This is a genomic window from Thermoanaerobacterales bacterium (assembly GCA_030019475.1).
Taxonomy (GTDB): domain Bacteria; phylum Bacillota; class Desulfotomaculia; order Desulfotomaculales; family JASEER01; genus JASEER01.
Genome location: JASEER010000009.1, coordinates 46,135 through 72,496, shown reverse-complemented (window position 1 = coordinate 72,496; position 26,362 = coordinate 46,135). Strand labels below are relative to the sequence as shown.

At 63.2% G+C, this 26,362-nt stretch carries 25 protein-coding genes and 3 tRNA genes; 8 read left to right on the top strand and 20 right to left on the bottom strand.

Going from position 1 to position 26,362, the window contains the following annotated elements:
• From QMC81_04130 to QMC81_04100, 7 genes are all read right to left on the bottom strand, one after another.
• Positions 1 to 205, bottom strand: a 205-nt coding sequence (locus QMC81_04130) for an ATP-binding cassette domain-containing protein (protein ID MDI6906666.1), incomplete at its 3' end; no start/stop codon positions are given.
• 95 nt (positions 206 to 300) lie between these two features.
• Positions 301 to 1,506 (bottom strand): ABC transporter substrate-binding protein, encoded by a 1,206-nt coding sequence (locus QMC81_04125; protein ID MDI6906665.1) that lies wholly within the window; start codon positions 1,504 to 1,506, stop codon positions 301 to 303.
• Positions 1,507 to 1,618: 112 nt separating this feature from the next.
• On the bottom strand, positions 1,619 to 2,686 hold the full coding sequence (locus tag QMC81_04120; protein MDI6906664.1) for a branched-chain amino acid ABC transporter permease: 1,068 nt from the start codon (positions 2,684 to 2,686) through the stop codon (positions 1,619 to 1,621).
• A gap of 5 nt (positions 2,687 to 2,691) precedes the next feature.
• Complete coding sequence (locus tag QMC81_04115; protein ID MDI6906663.1) at positions 2,692 to 3,576, bottom strand: branched-chain amino acid ABC transporter permease; 885 nt, start codon at positions 3,574 to 3,576, stop codon at positions 2,692 to 2,694.
• A gap of 2 nt (positions 3,577 to 3,578) precedes the next feature.
• Positions 3,579 to 5,486 carry an AMP-binding protein gene (locus QMC81_04110; protein ID MDI6906662.1) on the bottom strand — a complete coding sequence of 636 codons (1,908 nt, stop codon included), beginning with the start codon at positions 5,484 to 5,486 and terminating at the stop codon, positions 3,579 to 3,581.
• A 17-nt stretch (positions 5,487 to 5,503) separates the two neighbouring features.
• On the bottom strand, positions 5,504 to 6,268 hold the full coding sequence (locus QMC81_04105; GenBank protein ID MDI6906661.1) for an ABC transporter ATP-binding protein: 765 nt from the start codon (positions 6,266 to 6,268) through the stop codon (positions 5,504 to 5,506).
• Positions 6,269 to 6,529: 261 nt separating this feature from the next.
• Positions 6,530 to 6,811, bottom strand: a complete 282-nt coding sequence (locus QMC81_04100) for a DUF503 domain-containing protein (GenBank protein MDI6906660.1) — start codon at positions 6,809 to 6,811, stop codon at positions 6,530 to 6,532.
• Between the two features lie 102 nt (positions 6,812 to 6,913).
• Here QMC81_04100 and QMC81_04095 point away from each other — a divergent pair, with 102 nt between their 5' ends.
• On the top strand, positions 6,914 to 7,390 hold the full coding sequence (locus QMC81_04095; protein ID MDI6906659.1) for a DUF456 domain-containing protein: 477 nt from the start codon (positions 6,914 to 6,916) through the stop codon (positions 7,388 to 7,390).
• Here QMC81_04095 and QMC81_04090 read toward each other — a convergent pair.
• Positions 7,383 to 8,165, bottom strand: a complete 783-nt coding sequence (locus QMC81_04090) for an acyl-CoA dehydratase activase (protein ID MDI6906658.1) — start codon at positions 8,163 to 8,165, stop codon at positions 7,383 to 7,385. The genes QMC81_04095 and QMC81_04090 overlap by 8 nt on opposite strands.
• Positions 8,162 to 8,701 (bottom strand): hypothetical protein, encoded by a 540-nt coding sequence (locus tag QMC81_04085; GenBank protein ID MDI6906657.1) that lies wholly within the window; start codon positions 8,699 to 8,701, stop codon positions 8,162 to 8,164. The genes QMC81_04090 and QMC81_04085 overlap by 4 nt, the downstream gene beginning before the upstream one ends.
• A gap of 129 nt (positions 8,702 to 8,830) precedes the next feature.
• On the opposite strand from QMC81_04085, the gene QMC81_04080 reads away from it, so the two are divergent.
• On the top strand, positions 8,831 to 10,066 hold the full coding sequence (locus QMC81_04080; GenBank protein MDI6906656.1) for a CapA family protein: 1,236 nt from the start codon (positions 8,831 to 8,833) through the stop codon (positions 10,064 to 10,066).
• On the opposite strand, the gene QMC81_04075 is transcribed toward QMC81_04080, so the two are convergent.
• Complete coding sequence (locus QMC81_04075) at positions 10,032 to 10,763, bottom strand: tRNA 2-thiocytidine biosynthesis TtcA family protein (protein MDI6906655.1); 732 nt, start codon at positions 10,761 to 10,763, stop codon at positions 10,032 to 10,034. The two genes, QMC81_04080 and QMC81_04075, sit on opposite strands and share 35 nt — an antisense overlap.
• A gap of 122 nt (positions 10,764 to 10,885) precedes the next feature.
• On the opposite strand from QMC81_04075, the gene QMC81_04070 reads away from it, so the two are divergent.
• Both QMC81_04070 and gap read left to right on the top strand, forming a co-directional pair.
• Positions 10,886 to 11,101 carry an amphi-Trp domain-containing protein gene (locus tag QMC81_04070; GenBank protein MDI6906654.1) on the top strand — a complete coding sequence of 72 codons (216 nt, stop codon included), beginning with the start codon at positions 10,886 to 10,888 and terminating at the stop codon, positions 11,099 to 11,101.
• A gap of 1 nt (position 11,102) precedes the next feature.
• A complete protein-coding gene (gene gap, locus QMC81_04065) occupies positions 11,103 to 12,164 on the top strand; it encodes a type I glyceraldehyde-3-phosphate dehydrogenase (GenBank protein ID MDI6906653.1) in 1,062 nt (353 codons plus the stop codon).
• Positions 12,165 to 12,234: 70 nt separating this feature from the next.
• On the opposite strand, the gene QMC81_04060 is transcribed toward gap, so the two are convergent.
• From QMC81_04060 to QMC81_04020, 9 genes are all read right to left on the bottom strand, one after another.
• Positions 12,235 to 13,134 carry a methylenetetrahydrofolate reductase gene (locus tag QMC81_04060; GenBank protein ID MDI6906652.1) on the bottom strand — a complete coding sequence of 300 codons (900 nt, stop codon included), beginning with the start codon at positions 13,132 to 13,134 and terminating at the stop codon, positions 12,235 to 12,237.
• Positions 13,121 to 13,777, bottom strand: a complete 657-nt coding sequence (locus tag QMC81_04055; protein MDI6906651.1) for a methylenetetrahydrofolate reductase C-terminal domain-containing protein — start codon at positions 13,775 to 13,777, stop codon at positions 13,121 to 13,123. Before QMC81_04055 ends, QMC81_04060 begins: the two co-directional genes overlap by 14 nt.
• A complete protein-coding gene (locus QMC81_04050; protein ID MDI6906650.1) occupies positions 13,764 to 14,195 on the bottom strand; it encodes a hydrogenase iron-sulfur subunit in 432 nt (143 codons plus the stop codon). The genes QMC81_04055 and QMC81_04050 overlap by 14 nt, the downstream gene beginning before the upstream one ends.
• Complete coding sequence (locus QMC81_04045) at positions 14,192 to 17,257, bottom strand: FAD-dependent oxidoreductase (GenBank protein ID MDI6906649.1); 3,066 nt, start codon at positions 17,255 to 17,257, stop codon at positions 14,192 to 14,194. Before QMC81_04045 ends, QMC81_04050 begins: the two co-directional genes overlap by 4 nt.
• A gap of 131 nt (positions 17,258 to 17,388) precedes the next feature.
• Positions 17,389 to 18,183 carry a dihydropteroate synthase gene (locus tag QMC81_04040; protein ID MDI6906648.1) on the bottom strand — a complete coding sequence of 265 codons (795 nt, stop codon included), beginning with the start codon at positions 18,181 to 18,183 and terminating at the stop codon, positions 17,389 to 17,391.
• The gene (locus QMC81_04035; protein ID MDI6906647.1) at positions 18,180 to 19,304 is read right to left on the bottom strand and encodes an acetyl-CoA decarbonylase/synthase complex subunit delta; all 1,125 of its coding nucleotides are present in this window, start codon (positions 19,302 to 19,304) and stop codon (positions 18,180 to 18,182) included. The genes QMC81_04040 and QMC81_04035 overlap by 4 nt, the downstream gene beginning before the upstream one ends.
• Positions 19,305 to 19,322: 18 nt before the next feature.
• On the bottom strand, positions 19,323 to 20,687 hold the full coding sequence (gene acsC, locus QMC81_04030) for an acetyl-CoA decarbonylase/synthase complex subunit gamma (protein MDI6906646.1): 1,365 nt from the start codon (positions 20,685 to 20,687) through the stop codon (positions 19,323 to 19,325).
• Between the two features lie 145 nt (positions 20,688 to 20,832).
• On the bottom strand, positions 20,833 to 21,990 hold the full coding sequence (locus QMC81_04025; GenBank protein ID MDI6906645.1) for an alkaline phosphatase family protein: 1,158 nt from the start codon (positions 21,988 to 21,990) through the stop codon (positions 20,833 to 20,835).
• Between the two features lie 79 nt (positions 21,991 to 22,069).
• The gene (locus tag QMC81_04020) at positions 22,070 to 22,417 is read right to left on the bottom strand and encodes a hypothetical protein (protein ID MDI6906644.1); all 348 of its coding nucleotides are present in this window, start codon (positions 22,415 to 22,417) and stop codon (positions 22,070 to 22,072) included.
• Between the two features lie 342 nt (positions 22,418 to 22,759).
• Between QMC81_04020 and QMC81_04015 the strand changes: the two genes are divergently transcribed.
• From QMC81_04015 to QMC81_04000, 4 genes are all read left to right on the top strand, one after another.
• On the top strand, positions 22,760 to 23,992 hold the full coding sequence (locus QMC81_04015; protein ID MDI6906643.1) for an IS110 family transposase: 1,233 nt from the start codon (positions 22,760 to 22,762) through the stop codon (positions 23,990 to 23,992).
• A 272-nt stretch (positions 23,993 to 24,264) separates the two neighbouring features.
• Positions 24,265 to 24,341 (top strand) — tRNA-Pro (locus QMC81_04010).
• 69 nt (positions 24,342 to 24,410) lie between these two features.
• Positions 24,411 to 24,495: transfer RNA gene (locus QMC81_04005), tRNA-Tyr, on the top strand.
• A gap of 8 nt (positions 24,496 to 24,503) precedes the next feature.
• Positions 24,504 to 24,579: transfer RNA gene (locus QMC81_04000), tRNA-Lys, on the top strand.
• Positions 24,580 to 24,653: 74 nt separating this feature from the next.
• On the opposite strand, the gene QMC81_03995 is transcribed toward QMC81_04000, so the two are convergent.
• Positions 24,654 to 26,234 carry a diguanylate cyclase gene (locus QMC81_03995; GenBank protein MDI6906642.1) on the bottom strand — a complete coding sequence of 527 codons (1,581 nt, stop codon included), beginning with the start codon at positions 26,232 to 26,234 and terminating at the stop codon, positions 24,654 to 24,656.
• Positions 26,235 to 26,362: the final 128 nt, after the last annotated feature.

Genomic DNA, 26,362 nt, shown 5'->3' with positions numbered 1-26,362 from the left:
TGCCGTCGAATTCTATCTGCCCGTCGGTAACCTCGCCGTTCTCGGCCTTAAGGAGGCCGGAAATGGCCTTCAGCGTCGAGGTCTTACCGGCCCCGTTCGCCCCAAGCAGGGCAACCACCCTCCCGTCTGGTACCGTCAGCGACATGCCCTTGAGGACCAGAACGACCCGGTCGTACATGACTTCCACGTTATTAAGCACAAGCATCAAGGCCCAACCCCTTCATCCGGGCCGGGGACCCGGCCGCCGGCCGGTGGGGCGCGCCGGGAGGCGCACCCCTTGGACAGCCGCCGTTTTCCCCTTTACTTATAACCGATCCAGTCGGTCAGGTAGACAAACTTGCCGTCTTTCACCTGCGCCAGGCGCACTTTCTCGGAACCCCGGTGGCTCTCTGCGGTATAGGTGACGGGTGCGCACAGGCCGCCGGTATCATAGCCATCCAGCGTCTCCAGGGCGGCGCGGATCGACTCGCCCGTCGGGTTCGTCCCGGCACGGTTGATGGCCTCGACCATGATCTTCGCCGAGACCCAGCCCTGGACGAACTTCTGGTTGACGTCCTCCAGTTTCTTGCCCTTGGCCTCAAGGTAGGCTTTTACCTCGCCCATCCCCGGTACCTGGTCGTAGGGGAAGGCGAAGGGGATGACCCCGATGTATCCCTCGGCCGCGGGCCCCGCCAACTGGATGACCTTCTCATCGGCGGCCCAGTTCAGCCCGATAAACTGTGTTTTCAATCCGAGCTTCTTAGCGTCCTTAAGGGTGGTCGCCGTCAGGTTGGATGTACCCTGGATAATGGCGAAGTCCGCCTGTTTCTTCTGCAGGCCCAGCATCTGGGTGGTAGCGTCCAGGGCCTTGAGGTCGATCACCTCGTCACCGATAACCTCGAAGCCGAGTTCGGAGGCGAACTTCTTAGCGTCCTCTACGGGCGAGCGCCCGAACGGAGTATCGTTAAAGACAAAGGCCACGCGGGGTTTCCGGCTTTCCTTCCAGTTCTCCTTCGCCCACTTCAGGGCGACCCGCGCCTGGTCGGAATAGGTAGCGGCTACCAGGAAGTTGTAAGGACAGGTGTTGATGTCCGCCAGCCCTTCCGAGTACGAGCCGGAGATGTAGGGAATCTTGTCGCGGGCGATAAAGCTCTTCAGCGCCTCGGTGTCGCCGGTGCCCCATCCGAGGATGGCTGCGACCCCGGTTGACTTTACCAGTTTGTCATAGGCTTCTTTAGCACGGTTAATCTGGTAAGCGTAATCGATATCTTCCAGCACGACTTTCGTGCCGCTGCCTTTGTTGTTGTAGTAATCAACATAGGCCCTGGCACCTTCGGCATAGGGCGCGCCGACGTCTCCGGTACCCCCGGTGAGATCGAAGATCCCGCCGATCTTCACGGTTTGCGCATCACCTCCGCTCCCGGCACCGGGCGTCTCACTGCCGCCGCCCCCGCCGCAGCCGGCAAAGGAGACGGCCAAAACCAGGGCCAGGAGCAAAGCCGCGAGGGAAAAGCACCGACTCTTCATAACGGTCAACCTCCTTACCACAATCGGGAAGATTTAGGATTCCGTCCCTTCAGTTCTTATGCACAGGAAGGCGCATCCCCCCTCAATACATCCCGCCTTGGGAGTCCTTAAGTTAGTAAGAGAAAGGCCAGAGCTTAAAGTAATCCTTAACGTTCTTCCAGAGCTTGGCCAGGCCCTCGGGTTCAAAGATCAGGAAGATGATGATGATAAGGCCAAAGACGGCCTCCTGCAGCGCCAGGATCGTGTTCCCGATTTGCGGGAAGAAAGGACTGATGCCATCCGCCGCCTCGCGCAGGATGATCGGCAGCAGGGTCATAAAGCAGGCCCCGTAGATGGATCCCATTACGCTGCCCAGGCCGCCGATGATGATCATCGCCAGGTAGAGAATGGAAACCGCAATCGTAAAGTGTTCCGGACTGATGACCCGCATGTATGCGCCCCAAAGGGCCCCCGAGATACCCGCGTAGAAAGAGGCAAGGGCAAAGGCCGTCAGCTTATAGCGGAAAAGGTTGATGCCGGCGACCGCGGCCGCCAGGTCGCGGTCGCGTACGGCCATAAGGGCCCGGCCGGGCCGCGTGCGGAAAAGATTGAGCGCGAAAACGACCGCCGCAAGGCAGAGGGCGAGGATCAGGTAGTAGAACGCGGTGTCGCTCTCCAGGCTGTAGCCGAAGAGCACCGGCGCCGGCAGCACGATCCCGGCCGGACCGTTCGTCAGTCCCACCCAGTGAATGATAATGAACTCAATGATCACCTGTGCCGCGAGCGTGGCAATAGCCAGGTAGAGCCCCTTCAGACGGAGTGACGGTATGCCGAACACCGCGCCGACCATCGCGGCCACGATACCGGCCGCGGGGAGAGCCAGCCAAAACGAGAGCCCGAGTTTGGCCATCAGGATTCCGGTGGTGTATGCGCCAACCGCCATAAACGCGCCCTGTCCGATCGAGATCTGCCCCGTGAACCCGGTGAGGATGTTCAGCCCCAGGGCGCCGATGACCGCGATGCCTACAAGGTTGGCCAGACCTACGTAGTACGGGTTCGCCACCAAGGGAAACGCCGCCAGGACGATGAGAATGAAGAGAACCTTCAGCCGGGCGGCCGGGTGAAAGAGGATCGCCATATCATCCTCATACGATGCGGTAAAGATGCCGCAGTCCATCACCAGCGGATTTCTAACCTGCACGCCAGTTACACCCTTTCAATAATCTCCTTGCCGAAGAGCCCGTAAGGCCTGAGCATCAGGACAATCACCAGGACGACGAAAGGAGTGACGTCCTTCACCCCGCCGCCGACGATGGGGTCCAGGTAACCTCCCGCCAGGCTTTCAATGAGCCCGATGGCGAATCCGCCGACAATGGCCCCGGAAACCGAGTCAAGGCCGCCCAGAATGGCCACCGGCAGAACCTTCAAGCCGATGCTGGCCAGGGTGGGATTGACCCCGTTGATATTCCCCAGGAGAATGCCTCCGATGGCCGCTACAACGGCCGCGATCGCCCATGTTATGGCGAACACTCGTTTGACCGAGATCCCCATGGAGAGCGCGGCCGTCTGGTCATCGGCCGCCGCCCGCATCACAATCCCCGTGCTGGAATACTTGAAGAAGAGGGTGAACAGGGCGAGAAGCCCTAACGCCAGGCCGAGGGACCACAGGTAAACCTGGGAGACAACCACGCCGCCGAGGTGAACGGGTTCGACCGGAAAGATGGGCGGAAAGGTCCGCGTATCGGTGCCCCAGATGACCTGGATAACGCCGCGCATCAGGCTTGAAAGGCCGATGGTGGCCATGATCATGGAAATCACCGGTTCCCCGATAAACGGCCGCAGCACCAGCCGCTCCACGACGACGCCCAGCAGCACGCATCCGAGCAGTGTCAGGAGCACCGCCGGAAGGAAGGGCACCTTGTAACCGGCCACAAGGGCCAGTGATACGTAGGCGCCGACCAGTAGAAATTCGCCCTGGGCGAAGTTGATTACGTCGCTGGACTTATAGATCAGTACAAACCCGAGGGCCACCAGGGCGTATACGCTGCCCACCACCAGGCCGCTCACCACAAGTTGAAGGAAGAAATCCAAGTCTACTCCACCCCCGCTTCGGGCATATCCACGATCACCAGTTCGGTGCCGATCGTGGTCCGGCGACCGTCACGGTACTGCACCACGGTCTCCACCTGTACCGCGTTTGCCGCACCATAGAGGGCCTCGACGACCGCCGCGTACTTCTCGGCGACGAACCCCCGCCGGACCTTCCGGGTGCGGGTCAGTTCCTCGTCGTCGGCGTCCAGCTCTTTGTGCAGGATGACGAACCGTCTTACCCTCCCGGCGGGAGGCAGGTCGTGATTGACCCGCGCCACTTCCCCGGCCAGCAGATCCCGGACCTCGGCTTTCGTCGCCAGATCGATGTAGGTGGTGTAGGGGATCTGACGGTCTTCCGCCCATTTGCCCACGTTGCCCATATCGATGTTCAACATCGCCGCCACAAAAGGCCGATCGCGGCCCAGGGCAACCGCCTCTTTAATGTACGGCGAGAACTTGAGCTTGTTCTCGATAAACTGGGGCGAGAAGGCGCTGCCGTCAGAGAGGCGCATGACGTCCTTCAGGCGGTCGATGACCACCAGGTGCCCGTCCTCGTCCAGGTAACCCGCATCTCCGGAATGCAGCCATCCGTCTTTGAGGGCCGCCGCGGTCGCCGCCTCGTCCTTGTAGTACCCTAGAAAGACGCTCGGACTGCGGGAAATGATTTCACCTTCCTCGCTGATCCGCACCTCGGTCCCGGGGATCGGCACGCCCACGGTGTGGAATTTGATGGCCCCGTCCCGGTGGGTAACCGAAATGCCCGCGATCTCCGTCTGCCCGTAGATTTGTTTCAGGTTGACGCCCAGGGCGTGAAAGAACCTGAAGACATCCGGACCGAGAGCCGCCCCGCCCGTGTAAGCATGCTTAAGGCGTGTCAGTCCCAGGTGGTCCTTGATGCCCGAAAAGAGAACGAGATCGGCCCAGAAATAGAGGAAACGCAAGAGAATTGAGGGCCGCCGCCCCGTGAAGCGGCAGTCCGCCATCCGATAGCCGACCGGCATCATAACGCGATAGGCGGTGCGCTTCAGCCGGCTCGCATCCTTGATCTTAACCTGCACGCGCGAGACCATATCCTCCCAGATCCGCGGAGGGGAGAAGACCACGTGAGGGCCGATTTCCTTAAGGTTCTGTTGTACCGTCTCCGGCTCTTCGGGGAAGTTCACCGTCATTCCCGACCACAGCCCGGCGGAAATCGACATCATCTGCTCCCCGAGCCAGGCCAGCGGAAGGAAGGAAAGGAACTCGTCCCGGTCCGTCCGGGGGTCTATCGACAAGAGGCTCCTGGCCATATTCAGGAGATTGGCGTGGGTGAGTACCGCTCCCTTGGGCGCCCCGGTCGTGCCGGACGTATAGGCGATAATGGCCACGTCCTCCCCGCGCCCTTCTTCCAGGGCCGCCTCAAAGTAACCCGGATGCTCCTCGCCGAAGCGGCCGCCCATCTCCTGAACCGCAGTAAACGACAGCAGCAGGTCGTCGCGATAGTTTTTCAGGCCCTTGGGATCGTAATAGATGACCCGCCTGACGCGCGGCATCCGGTCCTTGATCTCCAGCATCTTGTCGACCTGCTCCTGGTCCTCGACGACCAGCAGAACGGCGTCGCTATGGTCAATGACGTAGGCCAGTTCCCTTGGCAGGCTGTCCTGGTAAAGACCCACGGCCACCCCGCCCAAGGACTGCGCCGCAAGTTCGGACCAGACCCACTCCGGGCGGTTGTCGCCGATAATGGCCAGCTTGTCACCACGGCCGAAACCCAGGGCGGCCAGCCCCAGCGCGAAGAGACGTACCTGCTCCAGGTACTCCAGCCAGCTGATGGGCTGCCAAATACCGTAGTCCTTCTCCCGCAGTGCAACCTTTCGGCCGTAACGGGTGGCATTGCGGTATAGCAGTTGAGGGAGAGTTTCTTCCCGCATGGCTACCCCTTTCCCGCTCATTGCTGTCCGAGGTAGGCGCGTACGACCACCGGATCCTGCTGTACGTCGTCCGGGGTGCCCTCGGCGATCTTCCGCCCGAAGTCAAGGACGGCAACACGGTCCGAGATGTCCATCACGACGCCCATGTCGTGTTCGATAAGAATCATCGTGGTTCCCCATTCTTCCGCGATGTCCAGGATGAAGCGCGCCATGTCTTCCTTCTCCTCAAGGTTCATGCCCGCCATCGGCTCGTCAAGGAGCAGCAGGCGCGGCTCCAGGGCCAGGGCGCGCCCCAGTTCAACCCGTTTCTGCAGGCCGTAAGCCAGCGTGCCCACCGGTTTCTGCCGCACGTTTTCGATCTCCAGAAAATCTATGATTTCCTCGACCCGGCGACGGTGCCGGACCTCCTCCCGTCTGGCCGGCCCCCAGTAGAGACCGCCGGCCAGCAGCCAGTAGCGGATGTGGATGTGGCGTCCGAGCATCAGGTTCTCCAGAACCGTCATGTGCCGGAACAGCTCGATATTCTGGAAGGTCCGGGCGATACCGAGGCGCGCCCGCTCGTGCGGGGGCAGGAAAGTGATATCGCGGCCTTCGAAGCCTATACGCCCCTCACTGGGGCGGTAGAGCCCGCTGATGCAGTTCAGGAGGCTGGTCTTCCCCGCCCCGTTGGGGCCGATGACCGCCAGGATCTCCCCCTGTTGCACGTCAAGGTCAACCATGGTCAACGCCGTAACGCCGCCGAAGGTTAAAGAAAGGTTCTCAATCGTGAGCTGCAGGCTCAAGGGAACATCACCTTTGCATCTCGAGTGATGGCGGCCGCAGGGTAGGAGAGACATCAGGGGGCGCGAGAACGGCCGGACAATATTAGAAGACAGAATATTCTACACGAATAGGAAAAACCCTTTATGGCTGAAAAACTTTTTGTGGATCAGCCGGGTACCGCCAGGGATGGAAGTCAATGGGGGGCAAGCACCGGTGAATACGGGGGAGGACGCATGGGCGCGAGCCGTCCGGGCCGGGCCGGCGCCGCAGGGAACCGGAAGTCAGATAATCTCCGTGCTGTAGCCCTGGAGCTGCAAACTGCGGTCGGTTTCCACGTAGCGTGCCACCGCGGCCATCACCTCGTCCAGGTAAGCCGCGTCGTTGGCGACACATACGACGCCGAGGACGGCGCGTTGCCAGCTTTCCAGGGCGTCAACCTCGGCCGCCGAAACATTGAAGCGCGACCGCAGGCGGCTGAGAAGGCTCTTCACCAAACGCCGCTTGTCTTTGAGAGAGGACGCCTCGCCCAAATGAAATTCAAGGGTCAGGATGCCGACGTGCATACCGCTTCTCGCTCTTTCGCTCCGATTTCATTCCTTAACTTCATTGACCACCGGAACGCCCACCGATTATAATCAGGCGTAACCTTCCGGGGGATGATGCTTGTGGATACAGTAGGCCTTATACTGGCCGTTGTGCTTTTCATTGCCGGAACGGCGGCGATCCTTTTCCCGGTCCTGCCCGGCCATATCCTCATAGCGGCCGGGATGGCGGTCTACGGTCTGTTCACCGGTTTTGCCAACCTGACGGCTGGCTTTTTCGTGGGACAGGCCGTGGCCGTTGCGCTCGCCTTCCTCGTGGACTACGCCGCCAACGTCTGGGGAGTGCGGCGCTATGGAGGGTCCAGGGCCGCTCTCTGGGGAAGTATCCTGGGCACGTTGGTCGGCGTGTTTCTTCTCGGGCCGTTGGGGATTATCCTGGGCCCCTTCCTTGGCGCCTTCGGCGGCGAACTCCTGGCCAACGGCAACCCCGGCCAGGCCTTACGGGTGGGTCTTGGCACACTGGTGGGCTTTTTGGGGAGTACCGTTCTGAAACTGGCCATAGGCGCCGCTATGATCATCTGGTTCTTTATCGTTATCTAGCGCGGGACCGGGCGATCAGCGCCGCACCCAGAGCGCCGACGATCTGCGGCTCCGGCGGGACGTTCACCGGAACACCGAGCCGTTCGGCGATCGCCCGCACCACGCCGCGGTTCTTGGCTACCCCGCCCGTCATGGCCACCTCCCGCGCCAGCCCCACGCGATGAACCATGTTAACGGTGCGTTCGGCCACCGACTGCAGAAGCCCCCGCACGATCTCCTCGCGCGGCGTCCCCTGCCCCACAAGCGACACCACCTCCGACTCGGCGAAGACGGTACACATACTGCTGATCGGCGCCGCCCGCCGCGCGGATGCGGCCAGGTCGCTCAAGGCGTCAACCCTGGTTTCCAGGGCGCGGGCCATAACTTCCAGGAAACGCCCGGTTCCCGCCGCGCACTTGTCGTTCATGGCAAAATCAACCACCGTGCCCATGTCATCGAGCCGGATGACTTTGGAGTCCTGCCCTCCGATATCGATCACCGTCCGCGTGCCGGGGAGCAGGAAAACCGCGCCGCGGGCGTGGCAGGTGATCTCGGTGACCTGCAGATCGGCGAAGGGAACGTTCACCCTGCCGTAGCCTGTGGCTACCGTAAAGGCGATGTCACCGGGGGAGCATTCCGCCCGCTTGAGAGCCAGAGCCAGCGACTCCTCCGCAGCCCGCCTGCTGTCAGCACCGGTATTTATAACGCTATAGCCGAGGACCCTGTTTCCGCCCAGGATGACAGCCTCGGCGGAAAGAGACCCGATATCGATCCCCGCAACAATGTGCGTATTCAATAGTCATCCCCTTTCCATTCCTGCAAAGTCCCCTCGGGCAGGAAACGCCGGGCGTACTCGACCGCCTCCCGGAGAAACACCCTCTGCTCCTGGAGCAGGCGCAGTACCAGCCGCCGCCCCGCGGGGGTGCGTACCGCCTCCCGCGGGCCGATGCCGCCCAGATCTAAAAGCCGTCGGGCCGGGGGTAAGGACGCGCCGAACGCCTCGAGGAACATGATCGCCATCTCCTCGCCCAGTTCCTCACCAAGCTCAGACCCCACCGTCTCCAGGCTCTCCAGGTAATACAGCAGGATCTCGACCCGGCGGGCCTCTTCGCCCGCCGATTCCAGGGACGTGAATTCGCTCAGGCTCTCATACGCCTCCTCGACGTCCCCTCGTTGCAGGCAGAGCATGCCGACGACGAACCAGCCCCCGCTGAGCCGTTCGTCCCGTTCAAGCGCGGCCCGGCAGGCCCGTTCCAGGGCTTCCGGACCGCCCTTTCCCGGAGCCCTAAGGAGTGTTATAAAGGGTTTACGCTCATCGCCTGAACGGGGCATCCTTTACCATCCTCTCGAGACTTCGATTCGCCGGACCTTTTCGATTTCCTGCCCGTCCTACGCAGGAGAACATGTGCCGGGCGAAGAAGAACCCAATCTATTTATTTCCTGTGCTTGTAGGTGAAAACCATGCCCAGGGGTTTTATGCTGATCCTTGGCGTCATCGTACTCGGGACCATCGCGGCCTTCGTCGCCGGCGGCACCCTTCAGGTGGCCGCGCCCCCGCCTCCGGCCCCCGGGATTGCAGCCCCGCCGGCAGAGCAACGCCCCGTAGAGGTCAGCCTCGCCGCCGTCGGCGACTTCCTGATGCACCTTCCCGTTGTAAACTCCACCCGGGATGCCGCCACCGGTGCCTATGATTTCGACAGCCTTTTCACCGACGTACACCCGCTCCTTGCCGGCGCCGACTACACCGCGGCGAACCTGGAAACCAGACTGGCCGGACCGGGCCCCGGTTACCAGGGCTACCCCCTTTTCAACACGCCCGACGACCTGGCGCCGGCCATGCGGCGCCTGGGTATCGACCTGGCGACAACGGCCAACAACCACAGCATGGACATGGGCTGGCGGGGGATTGTCGCCACCCTGGACTGCCTTGACCGCGCGGGGGTGGCACACGTCGGAACGTACCGCTCCGCTGCGGAACGGGAGAAGCCTTTCGTCGTCGAGGTGCGGGGCGTTCGCCTGGGCATCCTGAATTACACGGCCACGACCAACGGCCTGCCCCTGCCGGCGGAACATCCCTACGCGGTGGCCAACCTTGAGGAACAACAGGTTTCCGCCGACCTCGCGCGTCTGCGCGCCCTCGACCCCGACCTGATTATAGCCTTTGTCCATTGGGGGACCGAGTACCGGCGCGGCCCCGACCCGCAACAACGGGAGTGGGCGGATAAGCTGGCCCGAATGGGAGTGGACCTGATCATCGGTCAGCATCCCCATGTCGTGCAGCCCATCGAACGCCTCGATCTCCGGACGGCCGACGATCGGGCTCGCACCTGTTTCGTCGTCTATTCGCTGGGCAACTTTATTTCCAACCAGCGCTGGCGCTATTCGGACAGCGGCATTATCCTTCACGTCCGCGTCACCCGCGACCCTGCCCGTGACGTGGCGGAAGTGACATCAGTATCTTATACGCCGGTCTGGGTCGATACCTTTACCGCGGCCGGCCGCCGCCACTACCGTGTCCTGCCCGTGCCCAAGGCGCTCGCCGATTACGAGGCCGGCCTCGACGGCCTCCTGACCGCGGAGGACTATCAGCGCCTCCAGGAGGTCCGACGGGAACTCGCGGACCTCCTGGACCGCCCTGAATGGGGCATTGCGCCGCATGAAACTACAGATCCTGCCGCCAGAGGTTCTCAAGCCTGACGTTGTGCAGCGACCGCAGGAACATCTCCCGAAAGTCAGGGTAGCGCGCCACCAACCACTCCGTAATCTCCCGCATCTCGTCGCGCTTCGTCCGCCCGTTGTACGGGCAGGGGTTGTCCAACACCGGCAGATTCTGACGCCTGCCGACCGCCACCAGCACTTTTTCCGGCAGGTAAACAAGGGGGCGAATCAGGCTCAAACCGGTACGGCAGAGATGCGTTTTGGGCATAAAGGTCTTGATCTGCCCGGTAAAGACAAGGTTCAGAAAAAAGGTTTCAATAACGTCATCAAGGTGATGCCCCAGGGCGACACATTGTGCGCCCAGCTCCAGGGCGGTGCGGTTTAACACGCCGTGCCGGAGCTTGCCGCACAGGGCGCACGGATTGAAGCCGGGCTTGGCGGAGATAATCTTCGCCACGGGGTAGGACCGGATGTGAAGCGGCACCCCGAGGTCGGCGCAGAGCCGGCGCAGGGGCTCGGTGTCCACCTCCCCCCATCCCAGTTCAAGGTGCACCGCCTCAAGAGTGAAGCGCAGGTGGGAGCGCTTCTGCAACTGGCCCAGTATCCATAAGAGGACTGTGGAATCCTTGCCCCCGGAAATCCCGGCGACAACGTGCGATCCCGGGGGGATCATATCATAGTCCTTAATGGCATGTTTGACTCTGGTCATGTACCGGCTGCCGTTATTACCACTCATGACGTCCCTCCGGAGGCCCACGTTGACACTATTGGTATCAATTGCTATAATCAGGGCGCGATAGCCTTTGTCTCCAGTATATCGAAAAACGGACCGGGTATAATACCCAGGGGAGTGACGGCGTGAAAATCCAAGAAAAGTGCCTGTGCACGCCGGAACAACTGACACGCCGGCTCCAGGAGTACCTGGATCAAATCGCGCGCGGCAGACTGACCGTTCAAGGCAAGACCGTCCGTCTGCCCGACACCGCCACGCTTGAAATCGAGCTGGAGGAAGAGGGCGACGGCGCCCTGGAGCTGGAACTCGAGGTTAAGTGGAGCTTCAAAGGAGGACGATAGCATGGCCATCAAGGTCGGCATCAACGGCTTCGGCCGCATCGGGCGCAATTTCTACCGCCTTGTCCATAATCACCCGGACATCGAGGTCGTCGCGGTTAACGACCTGACGAACGCCGCCACCCTGGCCCACCTGCTCAAATACGACTCGGTGCATGGCACCTTTGCCGCCGACGTCCGGGCCACCGACGGCAGCTTCTGGGCCGACGACCAGGAGGTGCGGGTGTTGGCCGAGGCCGACCCGGCGAACATCCCCTGGCGTGATTTCGGCGTGGAATACGTCATCGAGAGTACGGGCCGCTTTACCAAGGCGAAAGACGCCGCCAAGCACCTTGAAGCCGGGGCGAAGAAGGTCGTTATCTCCGCCCCCGCCAACGGCGAGGATGTCATGATCATCATGGGGGTTAACGAGGAGCGTTTTGACCCCGCGAACCACCGCATTATTTCTTCCGGCTCCTGCACCACCAACGCCCTGGCCCCGATCGTCAAGATCCTTAACGACCGGTACGGGGTCAAGCACGGCTTCATGACGACCGCCCATTCCTACACGAACGACCAGCGCCTCCTCGACCTGCCCCACCGCGACCTGCGGCGGGCGCGCGCCGCGGCGCTCTCGATCATCCCCACGACCACCGGGGCGGCCAAGAACGTGGCCATCGCTATTCCGGAGCTGAAGGACAAGCTGACCGGCCTCTCCTTCCGGGTGCCGACCCCCGACGTCTCGATCATCGACTTCGTCTGCGACCTGGAGCGCTCCACGACCAAGGAGGAGTTGAACGACACCCTCCGCGCCGCGGCCGAGGATGAACTGCAGGGCATTCTCGCTTACACCGAACTGCCTTTGGTGTCGGTGGACTTCCTGGGCAACCCGCACTCGTCCATCGTCGACGGCCTGTCGACCATGGTCATCGACGGGACCTTCGTCAAGGTCGTCGCCTGGTACGACAACGAGTGGGGCTTTTCGAACCGCCTCGTGGACATTATCCTCTTCATGCACTGGCGCGAGACCCTCGGCGACCGGGCCGAAGCACGGCCGGCCGAACGCGTCCGCACGCGGGAGCAATAAGGCCTCAACGATAAAACGCCCTCTCTAAAATAACGGGGGTTCGCCAGGCGAACCCCCGTTATGTTCCTTCTTACCTGAGACCGGCCTCGGAAACGATACGCGGCATGATCTCCTCCCAACCGATCGCCATAAGGTGCACGCCGGCCACCCCGGGGATTTCCCGCAGGGTGCGGACCGTCTCCACGGCGATGGCGACGCCTTCCTCCCGCGGGTCGGGCGCCCTCTCCATGCGCTCGACAAGACCCTCGGGGATGTAGATTCCGGGGACGTTTTCCCGCATGAACCGGGCCGCGCGGCCCGACTTCAAGACAATCACCCCGGCCAGGAGCGCCGCGCGCTGCGTTAGTCCCCGGGCATTTACCAGTGCCATAAACTGTTTGAAGCGTTCCAGGTCGAAGACGCCCTGCGTCTGGACAAAGCGGACCCCCGCCTCGACCTTCTTCGCCAACCGCAGCGCCCGCAGCTCCGGCGGCCCGGCGGTCGGGTTTTCCACGGCCCCCAGCAACAGCTCGGGAGCGGGGCCCTTCATTGTTTCCCCGTTGGCGAAACGGCCCTCCGTCAGGCCCTTCGCCACCCCCAGGAGCTGTACCGAGTCCAGGTCAAAGACCCCCTTGGCCTGCGGGTGGTTCCCGAAGCGCTGGTGGTCGCCGGTCAGGCAAAGGACGTTCCTGATCCCCAGGCTGGCGGCGCCGAGCAGATCGCTCTGGATAGCGATGCGGTTTTTGTCCCGGCAGGTCACCTGCAGGACGGCCTCGACGCCCTCGTCCTGCACGTGAAGGCAGCCCGCCAAACTGGAGAGGCGCACCACGGCAGACTGGCAGTCCGTGACATTGACGGCGTCCACCCAGCCGCGGAGGAGCCGGGCTTTTTCACGCATGTCCCGGGCCGCGGCATGCTTCGGAGGGCCGACCTCGGCGGTGACCGCGAAGCGCGCTTCGGACAAGGTCCGGGCCAATCTACTTACCGTCACGCCTTCGCCCTCCCATCCTGCCGCCCCGCCAATCCTTGGGTTCCCGGCAGACGGCCATCAGGTCCAGCCTGCCACGCGCCGCCAGGCGCTCGTAGATCATCAGCCACGCACACGGCCGCCCGGCATCCGCCTCGCATTTTCCGTCCTCGCGCGTTCCCCCGCAGGGACCGTTCAACAGCCCTTTGGCGCAACGGGCCAGCGGACAGATCCCCGCCGTAAGGTCCAGAATACACTCCCCGCAGAGGGCGCAACGCTCCTCCCACGTCCCGTCCGCCGTTAGACCCGCGGCGAACCGGGTGTTCATCGCCGGGATAACCCAGGCCTCAGGGAATTCATCGGCCAACTGCTGCACGCCCACGCCGCAGCCCAGCGAAACGACGGCCCCGGCCTGGGCGACCGCCTCTCCCAGGGGCGCGAGGAAGGCCGGGTCGCACTGCCTGGTAACGGTAACCGACGCCGTCCGGAGGGTGCCCCCGGACACCCGGCGCTGCAGCCGTAACGCCAGGCCCAGCGACTCCGCCTGCGTCTGGCCGCCGGCGAAGCACACTGTAGCACACGCGCCGCAGCCGACGAGGAGGAGGTTTCGGTAAGGTGAGACCAACCGTGCAATCTCCGCAAACGGCTTGGCTTCAACAACGATCATATCCCCCGTCCCCCCTCCTCAGCGGCGAAATCCCCAAGGCCCTGATGCGGGTTGCGAACTCATCGGCGATCTCGGCGAAGCGCGTTCCCATGGCCGCCGACAGGTTAAACATCTCCAGCCGTTCGGGTTCGATGCCGATCTCTTCAAGGCGCCGTTTTAAGTCCGACACCCGCTCCCGGGCGTGCAGGTTGCCCGTCCGGTAGTGGCATTCGCCCTCGAGGCAGCCGGCAACCATCACCCCGTCCGCGCCCTGTTCGAAGGCCTTGAGAAGCACGCCGGCTTCGACGGCGCCCGTGCAGGGAAGGGCGACGACCTTCACCGCCGGATCGTAGGCCAGCCGCATCGCGCCGGCCAGGTCGGCCGCCGAATAGGCGCAGTTGACGCAGCAGAAGGCCACAATCCGCACCTCCGCGCTCACGTTTCCCCACCGTCCTTCGGGTCCGCGAACAGGGCGCCCACCAGCGCCGTCAGCTGCCTGCTGTTGTATCCCGTCAGGCTGATCGCCTGGTTCGGACACCCGGCGACGCAGATCCCGCAGCCCTGGCAGGCCACCGGTTCGATCCGCGCCGTATGTCCATCCAGTACGGGTACGTTGTAGGGACAAACCCGGATACAGTTCAGGCAGGCCGCGCAGGCCTGCGGATTTACGACGGCGTATACACCCCGGGCTTCCAGAGTCCCCGCCCCCAGGAGCGCCCCGGCGCGGGCCGCCGCCGCACGTCCCTGGGCGGCGCTTTCGTGCAGCGCCTTCGGCGCCTGGGCGTCGCCGCAGAGGAACACGCCCTCTGCGGCGAAATCTACGGGGCGGAGCATGGGCTGCGCTTCCAGGAAGAAACCGTACTCGTCTACAGGCACTTTGAAGAGCCGCGCCACTTCCCTGTTCCCCGGCGCCGGTTCCAGTCCCGTCGCCAGGACCAGCGCGTCGGCCGTGATATCCAGCCTTGCCCCGAGCACCACGTCACAAACCTCAACCGCCACCCCTTCGCCGGCCGCAGCGGCCGCAGGCGGGCTGTCGGGGCCATACCGTACAAAGACCACGCCCCGCCGCCGCGCCTCGCGGTAGACCTCTTCCATCCGCCCGTAAGCCATAAGGTCCCGGTAAAGGACATACACCCGTGCGCCGGGGTGCCGCTCCAGCGTGGCCAGCGCCAGGGCCAGGGTGCGTCCGCAGCACATCCGGCTGCAATAAGGTCGCCGCTCTCCTTCCCGGCGCGACCCTACGCACTGGATAAACACCACCGTCTTCAGGTTTTCTGACGCGCTCAGCGCGGTCTCATAGGCTCCCTGTGTGTACACCGACGGGTGTCGTCCATACAGGTATTCCCCGGTGGTCCCATCCACCGCCCCTGTGGCCAGCACGACCACGCCGTGCGTTATTTCCCGGCCGTCGTCAAGAACACTCACAAAGCGCCCGACATGGCCGTGCACCCGGGATACGGTCCGCTCCAGGTGCACGTGGACCAGCGGGTGTTCCATAACGCGTGACACCAGACCGGCGACATAGCCCCGTACGTCCCGCCCCTCCGGCTCATACCGTAGGGTTCGGGCCCGTCCGCCGAGAGTGGATGCACGCTCGACGAGGTGGACCTCAAAACCCTGTTCGGCCAGGCCGAAAGAAGCCTCCAGTCCGGCGATCCCGGCGCCCACCACGAGCGCCGCCGGGGTCAGCCGGACGCTGACGTCGGCCACCGGTTCGAGCACCCGGGCCTTCGCCACCGCGCCCCGTACCAGGGCACAGGCCTTGGCCGTCGCCGCCTCCGGGGCGTCGCCGTGCACCCAGGCGCAATGGTCGCGGATATTGGCCATCTCGACCAGATAGCGGTTCAGCCCGGCCTCCCGGACCACGTTCCCGAAGAGCAACCCGTGTGTGCGCGGGCTGCAGGCGGCGATGACCACGCGGTTAAGCCCCTGCCGTGCAATGGCCCGCCGCAGGGCGGCCTGACCGTCGGCCGCGCACGCGTGTTTCTCCTCACGCACCCAGACCACGCCCGGCAACTCACGCGCCGCGCGCGCCACGCGCGCCACATCAACCGTTCCGGCGATGTTCGTGCCGCACCGGCAGACAACCACGCCGATCCGCGGCTCCTGTTCCGACCGGTCGCGCTCCGGCGGTACCACCGGCCTTTCCACCAGTGTCCCGCGATTTCCGGCCAGGAGCGCCATAGCCTGGGCCGCCGCGGCACTCCCCCCGGTCACAGAGTCCGGGATATCGCGCGGCCCGGTGAAGGAACCCGCGGCGAAGACCCCGGGGCGCGAGGTGCAGTTGCCGGCGATGTCCGTAGTAAGGCAAAAGCCGAATTCATCCGCAGCGATGCGGGCCGCGCCGGCGAGTTCCCGGTGCCCGCCCGCGGCCTCCTGACCCACCGAAAGGACGACCAGATCGAAACGCTCCCGCCGGACCGTTCCGTCTTCCATAGCGTAGCGGATCAGAAGGCTGCCGTCACTCTGCTCGTGCAGTCCCCCCACGCCGGCGCGCACGAATTGTACGCCCTCGGACCGGGCCCTCGCCAGATAACGTTCGTGGCCCTTCCCGTACGTGCGCAGGTCGCGGAAGAAGATCACCGTCTCCAGGGGCACTGAAGCCTGCTCTTTCGCCGACACGGCGGCCTTTACGGCCGCCATGCAGCAGACCGCCGAACAGTAGCCGCGCCCGATGGCCGGGTTCCGCGAACCGATACACTGCAGCCAGGCGATCCGCTCCGGAGCCCGCCCGTCCGAAGGACGTACCAGCCGTCCCCCCGATGGACCGCCCGCCGAGAGGATGCGCTCAAAAGCCACACTGGTAATGATGTTCCGGTAACGGCCGTAACCCAGGTAATTCAACGCAACAGGGGCAAAGGGGGCCAGCCCCGGGCTGAGGATGACCGCGCCGACATCCAGCGTTACCCGCTCCTCTTCATCGCGCTCAAGGTCGATAGCATGCGCGGTGCAGGCCTCGGCGCAGCGGCCGCAGTCGGTGCATGCCGCCCGGTCGATGACGAAGGCAGCCGGGTACGCCTGAGGATAGGGTTGGTAAATAGCCTTCCGTGAAGACAGACCGGCATTGAACTGGTCCGGAACAGAGACCGGGCAGACGGCGGCACAGGCCCCGCAGGCCTTGCATCGCGCCGGATCCACGCCCCGCGGCGTCACGGCCAGGGTCGCCCGGAACTGCCCCGCCTCACCCTGGAGGTCGATCAGCCGCGCCTGGGTCAGTGTATTTACACTGGGGTGGCGGGCGACGGCGGCCAGGTACGGCGACAGGGTGCAGAGGGAGCATTCGTTCGTCGGGAAGACCCGGCCCAGGGCGGGCATCCGCCCACCGGCCGCCGGCCCGGCCTCGGCCAGATACACCTTGAAGCCCGCCCGCGCCAGGTCAAGCGCCGCCTGCAGCCCCGCCACCCCGGCGCCGACCACCAGGACCGCCCCGGTCTTCCCGTGAGTCACTCCCGTAACACCCCCTTCAGCCGTCTTAATTATAACCGCTAGTTGCTCATCCAATGAAGGTTCCAGGGCGCCGGGCGTTCCCCCTGTCCCACAACATGCCCCGGGAATAATAGCGCCGGGGGTGACCGAAGGTGTGGTTCGAAACCGGCCTCGAATAACATGCCGCCGAATCGGCCGGGTTGCCGTTACCGCGCCCGGAAAACCTTCAGGTAACTGTCGCAGTAGACTTCTTTATTCATGAGCACCCGCGCCGTGGCAATGGCGTCGAGCAGGTCCGCGTCCTCGACGTCCAGGATCGCCGCGTCCAAACCGGCGGCCACCGCCATTACGGCAAAGGTCCGGTTGATCAGCGGCCGGTCCGGCGCACGTTGCGAGACGTTGGAAAGACCCACAACCGTAAGCGGCGCCGGACTGGCCAGGAGTTTCACTCCCCGCAGGGTTTCCAGTACCTCAGGGGCGTGCTCCTGAGCCACGTTAACGGGCAGGATGAGGGGATCGATGAAAAGGTCATCCATGGCCAGGCCGTGGGCGTCGGCATTGGCCACCAGCTCCATGGCCAGGGCCAGCCGGTCGTTGGCGTCCTTGGGGACGCCCTTCTCATTCATCGCCAGGCCGATGATCGCTGCCCCGTATTCGACCGCCAGCGGGAAGAGGACATCCATCTTCTCCTGGTCGGCGCTGGTCGAGTTGATGATCGCCCGGCCCCGGTGCGTCTCCAAACCCGCACGCAGGACCTCCGCATGCGGAGAGTCAAGGCAGCAGGGCAGACCGCAGGCATCCTGCGCCGTACGCACCAGCCAGGCCATGACCTCCGGCGCCTCGTCCGGCCCGACGCCGGGACCGGTGTTGATGTCCAGGTAATGCGCCCCGGCCGCGGCCTGCCGCCGGGCCCAAGCGGCTACCGGCTCTTTGTCCCGGTCGGCGACCGACTCCCGGATGTCACGGAACATACCATTGATGCGTTCTCCGATAAGGATCAACGTTCATCCCTCCATCCCGCCATTAACTCGCCGATCTGTTTCTGAAAGCGCCGCATGGCCTCCGGGTGCCGGAAGACGAACAGCGAGCCCCCGGCCTGAGCCAGGGTGGCGGCGGTGACCGCCTCCCACAGGACGGCGCGCTCCGCCTGCTCCCCCCACTCCGGACGATCAACGGCCAGGGCCTCCTTTGTCTTCCAGGCCTCGTAGCCGACAAAACATACGACCGGCGGTGCCAGCATGCGGTCGCCTCCCAGGGCGCCGAGCCGCATACGTTCCATAATTGAATAGGCGTAGTCCAGACCGTACCCGAGCGGGCCGATGGAGGGGTCCATCACAATCCTCTCCAACGGCAGGCCGGCATCAGTGATCAGGATGTTAAGCTGTTTGGCCAGGTTGATGTCCAGGGGACTGGTGGCGACGACGGCATGCCCGTGGATCTTGCAGGCCTCAACCACCGGCCGGTAATTCTCGGCCGTGACCGTCCCTATGAGGCAGCCCCGGCCCTCAAGCGCGGCCGCCACCGCCGGCAGGACCTCGGCGTCCCGCGACTCCACGCCGCAACCCAGGACGATAAGCGGCACGTCCACGGCGGCCGCTACCGCCTGCGCCCCGTTCACCGCCTCGGGTGCCCCGGCGTTAAACCCATCCGGGTCGGTGCTCACCAGCCGGAGCGCCACCATGTCGGCCCCCAGGGCCACGGCGCGCCGTGCCCATTCCGCCGGGTCTTGCAGCACCGGGCCGAACGCCCCGAAAAGCAAGGGCGGGAAGTCCCCGTCGACCCGGTCCCAAACCTCAAGAACAACGGCGGGCCGGTGCGGAATGGGTCCCTCGAAGTGCAGGAAGGGCAGCGCACCGTCACCGCCGAAGCTGACCCGGTTCGGTTCCCGCCCGAGGGTTACTTCTATGACGCGCCCCTTCCATCTTTCCCTTACGACTTCTACAGCCATGTTCCCTCTCGCCCGTCCCCGTTCCTGATATTTTACGGCTCCCTGCCGGCCACGGCCGCAGGTCCCTTCTCCGCCGCAGGCGCCCCGGAGGGCGATCCCGGCCCATGCCGCCGGTACAACCAGGTTCTCTCCGGGCGTGCCCTCGACGGTGACACCGCCGGGCAGGAAGCGCACCCGTGTAACCTTCCGGAGCTACCCCTCTTCCCGCCGCGCCTGACCGGGCCGACGCGTACGCAGGAAAGCCGGAATGGCAGACGACTCGCGCGGCCCTATAAGGACTTCCCAGCCGGAGACCTGCTCCAGCTTGTCCCGCAATGCGGCCAGACCCCCGGGAATGATCAGACGCCTGTGATTCACACGTTCGCCGATCCCGGACTGCTCCAGGAAGGCCGTAATTCTCTCGGGGGATAGTTTCCCGGCCGCCCAGGCCGTGAGGACCGAGGTCCCGTCGGTATCCACCGGCAGAACGAAGGCGTCGGTGCGGGAAGCCTCAATATCCCCGATGACGCAGAAGTAGGTCAGCGAGAAGTTCGTCGTCAGGAACACCGGCGCGTCCGGCCCGGGCCGGCCGACTTCGTAGACCCCGGCCTCAATGGCGATCGGCTTTTGCGGGTCGGTGTAGAGGTTCAGCCGCCAGGTGACGAGCGGCAGGACATCCGCCGGATCGGCGGTGTTCAACACCGTTACGGCGGCATACTTCGCTATCTGGACCGTGGCCGCCATTATCTGGTCTATCCTGTCCGCATCCCCGGCGAAGCAGACCGTCGGGTAACCGAAGGGGCGAAACCGGCGCTCAACCGCCAGGCGCCGGATGAGGGTCTGTTCGGCCACCACCCGGCCGGCCGTCCGCCCTCCCGGGTCCAACACGAGTTCCCGGTGACCCAATCCGGCCACCTTCTCCACCAGCGACGCCAGGTTATCCAAACCGTCGGCGTAAACGGCCAGCGGGGCCTTGAAGCGCATAGCCAGACGGGTAACCTCATCCCAGTCGGCCTCGGTCGCGGCATAAACCAGGGGCCGGTCCACGCCCGCCGCCTCCAGGCCGGCTTCCAGCGCCGCCGGATCCCCGGGCGCCAGAAGTGCCAGGGCCAGCCGGCTATGCTTGCGGGCGGCCCGGACGGCGGCCGCGAAATCCTCCACCCGGTCCGTTTCATGCCTTATCGCCGCAAGGTCGACTCCGACCACCTGTCCGACGCGCTCGAAAGAGAGATTATCGATGGCCCGTACCCGCGCCGCCACATCATCCGGACCCAGCCGGTCCGAAACCGTTACCGCGATGGCCGTCGGGCGCACGAAGCGCTTCTCATGCCGGAAGAGGACGGTCTCGTGCCCGATTTCGACCGCGCGCTCCCCGCCGCCAATGCGAACCAGGGCAATCGGAGGTTCCGTCGCCGCGCTCAGCGCATCCCGCACCTCGGGGCCGGCATGCGGGCAAAGGTCAAGCGATGCCCTTCCGGCCGCCAATTGCATTGCAAAAGCCAGGCACGTAGCCTGTCCGCATTCCCGGCAGTTCGTACGGGGCAGCAGTTTAAAGATCTGCAACCCGGTCAGCGCCATTCCGGAACATCCCCCCGGAACTAACACCATTACAAGATTTCCAACTAGCATAACGCATCCAGCTCCGCTTACGCAACAGGTTCAACGCACGCAAACGAAAACCCCGGGGGTCTTCGGCCCCGGGGCCGACCAACCTTTCTTGCTGTTATGAGAAGAGCAGGAATTTCTTCTTCAGATAGCGATACTCCCATAGATAACCGACACCGAAAAGGATCAAGAGTAAGAAGATAGTAGCTACCAGCGCCTTCACCTTGAGTTCCAGGCTCCCGATCTTCCGGTCGCGCTCGCTGATGGCCTGCGAAGTCTCGTCCCTTTCAGCCGTCAACCGCGCCTTCTCGTCCTGCACCTGGTACTGTTCGTCCCGCAGCCGGTAGATCTCCTGATAGGCGTTCACCTGTGCCTGTGCCAGGTCCTTGATCCGCTGCTCCATGAGATAGAGCCCGTTCTGGAAGGAGCCGGGCTCCATCGCGTTCCAGAGTATCAGCCCGCTCGCTTCCGGGAGCTTGCTGCCCAGAACGTAGGCCAGGGTGGGGGCGACATCGATGACTCCCGCCGGGGGCAACACCACCCCGCACTTAAACTGCAGGCCCTTAACAATCAGTGGCGGCGCATCGCCCGTGCCCGTCATCATGAACAGCGACTGGTCATACAGCCCTTGCTGGTGCAGGAAGTTCAACAGTTCGCCTATCCGGTTGTCGGCCTCGCTGACCGCCCGGGCGTACTCGTCGCTGTCCGGACCGGACAGCGCAAGGGCCTTCCCTGGCCCGCTGAGAACCATTACGCTTACGTAGGGCTTCTTCTCCCCGAGGTATTTGAGCGCGGCCTCGATCACCTCTCCGTCGTTGCCGCAGGCATGATAATGCCGCGCTCCCCGGGACAGGCCTTTCAATCGGCCGTTGCTGCCGTCAAAAAAAGCGGTGCCTATATTCTGCTTCTCCAACACTTCCAAAACCGTCGGCTCGGCCAGGCGGTCACCCGGCTTCAGAAACCGGTGAAGAGAAGGATCGGTGCCGGTCAGGATGGTCCCTGTGCTGGCCTCAAGGGTTGGAGGGAAAACGGGGATGGTCTCCGGCACACGCACTCCGGCCGAGCCGATCCCGTTGATGTTAGGCGCCTGCACCTTTTGCAGTATGTCCGCACGAAGGCCGTCGACAACCACCAAAAAGACATGGCGTGTGTATCGGGGGACCTGCTCAGGCGCTTGGTCCGGGTCTATATTTCCCCCGGTAGCAAACGCCAGGAGCGGCACCAGGGCTAGTACCACAAAAAGCAGGGTCAGCTTAGCCAAGCCCTTAAGAAGCATAAGGACCATCTCCCCCGCGTGAGTTACTCAGCATAACTATACGGGGATAATGGTCCCGGATATGCCAACAATTAGTATTTTATTGCGCCGCGCCGGGCTCGGCGGTGTTCTCCGGCTCCGTTGCGGGCGAACCGAAAAGGTGTTCCTCGATCCGCGCCAGGCGCGCGTTTAGATCCGCCAGGTCTCCTTTGGTGACGATCCCCCATTCCTCGCGGATCCGGCGGACCTCCTGGCCGACAGCGTTCCGGATCGCTTCCCGCTCCTTGTCGCCCTTCTCCATCAGTTCCGTCACGAACTTGCGCGCCTCGTTCGTGCTCACCTGGCCCTTCTCCGTCAACTCCCGTACCAATTGTTCCGCCTTTTCCTTGGTCAGCGAAAGGGCCCCGACACTCACCAACATGAGCTTGCGAAAGGTATCCAGCAGCATCCGTGCACCTCCTCGTATACTTTGAATTGGACAAACCGTTAAGTTAATGATTGATCTTATGGGCGTACCTCTGAGACAATCAACCTGGCGTTGGTCGGGGTCACTCTCGCTGCCTCCTGTTGCCCGGGAAACCGGTGACTTCTCTGTTAAGAGTGAGACCCTGCACTCGGTGTTGATTTCTGACCATGAGCTGCGCCGGCTGTTGCCCGGCCCCGGGTGACAGCAGCCCCGGGGTGCACCCCCGGACAACCAGTTGAGCGCTTATCGCCCGCGAGGTTGTTAACGCGCCGAGTTCTCAGGGGTCGCCCCAATTCTTGACCAGCGCAGGGAGGGTGGTGTGCAGTGCGTGCGATTTTCTGCGGCATCGATGTGAGCGCCGACTCCTGCGTGGTCTTGTGTGTTGACCAGTCCGGCCAGCCCTTGGGTCAAAGCAGAACGTTCAGCAATGACCTGGCCGGGGCAGAGGAATTGACCGCCTTCCTGCTGGAACTGGCCCAAAAGCAGCGGGCTACCCGGCTGGAGGTCGGCCTGGAGGCTACCTCGGTTTACGGGGTCCACCTGCGCAACTTCCTGGTGGCTGTACCATCCCTGGCCGCTTTGGAGACGAAGGTCTACGAGATCAATCCGGCCCTGGTGGCGGGCTTCAAGAAGTCCTTTCCCAAACGCCCCAAGACGGACAGCCTGGACGCTTTCGCCATTGCTGAACGGGTACGCTTCGGCCATCTTACGCCGTTCTCCCAGGAACGGCTGGTGACCGAGCCCCTCCTGCAGTTGACCCGTCTGCGCCTGCACCTGGTGCAGACGCTGGCGGTGGAGCAAAACCGCGCCTATAACTACATCTACCTGAAGTTCTCCAACTACCGCCGGGAGAAGCCCTTCAGCTCGGTCTTCGGTCGCTCTTCCCTGGCCGTGCTCAATGACTATACCCCGGAGGAGCTGCTGAATCTGGAACTGGAAGATCTGGCCGCCTTTATCCTGGAAAACGGCAACAACCGCCTGGGCGACCCGGAGGAATATGCCCGTTCCCTTAAGGCTACGGCCCGCCGCGCCTACCGCCTGCATCCCCAGATGGGCTCGGCGGTGGAGACGGCCCTGGCCATGACCATCAGCAATATCGATTTCCTGAAAGGCCAGGTCCGCAAGCTGGACAGGCTCATCGCCCGGGAACTGGACGCTATCCCGCAGACTTTGACCACCGTCCCCGGCATCGGGCCGGTCCTGGCTTCCGGCATCGTGGCCGAGATCGGGGATATCAGGCGCTTCGCCGGCCAGGCGGCCCTGGCCCAGTACGCGGGCCTCACCTGGAACAGGTATCAGTCCGGCAACTTCGATGCCGAGGACAAAAGCCTTACCAAGACCGGTAACCGCTACCTTCGCTACTACCTGGTGGAGGCGGCCAACTCGTTGCGGGTGCACAACGAGGAATACCGCTCCTATTACCAGGCCAAATATGCCGAGGTTACCAAACACCAGCACAAGCGGGCTTTAGTCTTAACCGCACGGAAGTTCGTTCGTCTGGTCTATGCACTGCTGAGCAAAGGCCAAATCTATGCGCCGGGGCAGGTGAACATTTAACTTCTTACCTCACTCCTCTATACTGGAATCTATTACCAGCTACTTAATTAACCTGTAGTTGGAGGATTTTGTATGGCCTTTTTGACTTAACCCCACTTAAATTCCATTAAGTTCCTCTTGACATTGCACCGTGAGTCTTATTAAGTAAGTATAACACACCGCAGGGCGCATAAACCCCGCCCTGACTCCCCCGGGAAAGCCTGTTGACACCCGTGCACGCCTTATGCTATACTCATCCTTGTCGGAAATGGCACCTTTTTAATCCCGGGCATCGGGATGTGGCGCAGGTTGGTAGCGCGCTTGCCTTGGGAGCAAGAGGCCGGGAGTTCAAGTCTCCCCATCCCGACCAAAAAGAAGTTCAGCGGGGCGCGAATTACCATATAGTCCGACATCTCATGCCGATCTCTGACATCATTGCGGAGGGGTACCCGAGTGGCCAAAGGGGGCGGACTGTAAATCCGCTGGCGCAGCCTTCGTTGGTTCGAATCCAACCCCCTCCACCATCAAGCATGGGCCATTAGCTCAATTGGCAGAGCAGGCGACTCTTAATCGTCAGGTTGTAGGTTCGATTCCTACATGGCCCACCATAAAGATGCCAAAGGCAAGGATTGTGGTCCTTGTCTTTTTGTTTTGGGCCGCTGCAAGCGGTAATGCCCCCGGCTCACGATACCTCGCCTATGCCCTTGGGCACGCCGGCCACACGGTTCCGCCCCTTGTTCTTGGCGCGGTAAAGGGCCTCATCCGCCTCGCGCAACATCTTATCGATTACCACCTCGCTGACCGTTTCCGCCCCTCCCTGCCAGGCCGTCACTCCTACGCTGATGGTGACCCGTACGATCACGTTGTCGACGGGGATCCGGCAATCCGCGACGGCGCGCCGGAGCCGCTCCGCCAGGCGCATTCCCCCGGCAAGGTCGCTCCCCGGACACATAACGATGAACTCTTCGCCGCCGAACCGCCCCACGGTGTCCGTAGGGCGAAGATTCTCCTTGATGACGTGCGCTACCGCGGCCAGCACCCGGTCACCGATCTGGTGGCCATAGGCATCATTCACTTCCTTGAAATGGTCGACATCGATCAGGAGAACCGCCAGGTTGGCCTCCGTCCGGGCGCAAAGTTCGACCTCCCGCAAAAGCTCATGGCTCACAAAGCGGCGGTTATAAAGGCCTGTCAGGTCGTCGGTCATCGCCTGGAACCGCGCCCGGTCGAGGTCCCGGCGCAACCCTGTGACGTCGCCCATCGTGACCGCCCAGCCGACCATTCCTGCCTGTGCCTCCACCGGCAAGGCGTAAACCGTCAGATAACGGGTCCTGGTATCCTCCGTCAGGCGCAATTCCCCTTCAAAAGGGGCCATTGTGCCTTGTTCCATATGCCTCGCAAGGTCATCGAAAAGGTCAGGGCTTTCCAACCTGTCTTCCACCCTGGACCGTATCTGGGCCATGTCATGTAAGGGCCACTGCCCGCCGAACAGGCGCCGCGCGGCCAGGTTGGCGTCCACCACCCGCCCTTCCAGGTCCAGAACCAGCACCACCTCGCGCAGATTTTCATATACCCCCTGCCGCACAATATCAACGACGTGGTAACGGAGGACGCCTATCACGAAGCAAAGGGCGCCGAGGGTGACCCCGATGACCGGTAAGGCCGGTGTCCCGGCAGGCAGCCTAACGCCGGCACCGAAAAGCAACGTTTCAAACCCTGCCGATATAAGCGGTATCAGGACTCCAGCCAGTAAGAACCCGGCCTGAAAGCGGGAGGCCAGGCGGCGCCGGCGTACCTTACCCGCTAAGACGCCGGCGGCAGCCATGGCGTAAAGGCTCGTTACGGCCAGAGAATACTGGAACGGTGCTCCGCCACTTAAGAAATATACGCCGGAGAAAGCATCAGCCATAATGTTTGTCGCCGGGGCGGCCGTGGCCGTGATAACGGCGATCGCTGCCAGCACCGGCACATGGAGAATCCCGATCGTCTTCCAGCCGGGGACGGTTTGAGTGTCATAGAGGGCGAAGATCAACCAGCCCAGTCCCAGGAGCATGAGGCAGGACAGGTGTCCAACGAGAAAGGTCCTTTCCCCCCCGCCGCCGGATGTTGTCAGGTAAAGATACCGGCCGAGCACAAACCCCATGGCCAGCAGATGGTTCACCACGAGGCAGACGTACACCATGGTCCGGCTGCTTCTGGCCACGATATATCCTAAAGTACCGACCAGCAACCCCAGCAAAACCAGGTGCAGACCAAACGGCACGGCCTTACCCCCCGTCCCCCCGGGTCTGGGAGTTCATCTACCAATCCCATTTGACGGCGCGATGCCAAAATCCTGCCTTTTACCCTAACTTTTCCAGATAGGCTGAAAACCCTACCGATGCCCCGCGC

Bases quoted from the DNA above. Each gene is read 5' to 3' on its own strand.
- QMC81_04125 (MDI6906665.1), bottom strand. From the start codon at position 1,506: ATGAAGAGTCGGTGCTTTTCCCTCGCGGCTTTGCTCCTGGCCCTGGTT.
- QMC81_04110 (MDI6906662.1), bottom strand. From the start codon at position 5,486: ATGCGGGAAGAAACTCTCCCTCAACTGCTATACCGCAATGCCACCCGT.
- QMC81_04100 (MDI6906660.1), bottom strand. From the start codon at position 6,811: ATGCACGTCGGCATCCTGACCCTTGAATTTCATTTGGGCGAGGCGTCC.
- QMC81_04085 (MDI6906657.1), bottom strand. From the start codon at position 8,701: ATGCCCCGTTCAGGCGATGAGCGTAAACCCTTTATAACACTCCTTAGG.
- QMC81_04080 (MDI6906656.1), top strand. From the start codon at position 8,831: ATGCCCAGGGGTTTTATGCTGATCCTTGGCGTCATCGTACTCGGGACC.
- QMC81_04075 (MDI6906655.1), bottom strand. From the start codon at position 10,763: ATGAGTGGTAATAACGGCAGCCGGTACATGACCAGAGTCAAACATGCC.
- gap (MDI6906653.1), top strand. From the start codon at position 11,103: ATGGCCATCAAGGTCGGCATCAACGGCTTCGGCCGCATCGGGCGCAAT.
- QMC81_04055 (MDI6906651.1), bottom strand. From the start codon at position 13,777: ATGATCGTTGTTGAAGCCAAGCCGTTTGCGGAGATTGCACGGTTGGTC.
- acsC (MDI6906646.1), bottom strand. From the start codon at position 20,687: ATGGCGCTGACCGGGTTGCAGATCTTTAAACTGCTGCCCCGTACGAAC.
- QMC81_04025 (MDI6906645.1), bottom strand. From the start codon at position 21,990: ATGCTTCTTAAGGGCTTGGCTAAGCTGACCCTGCTTTTTGTGGTACTA.
- QMC81_04020 (MDI6906644.1), bottom strand. From the start codon at position 22,417: ATGCTGCTGGATACCTTTCGCAAGCTCATGTTGGTGAGTGTCGGGGCC.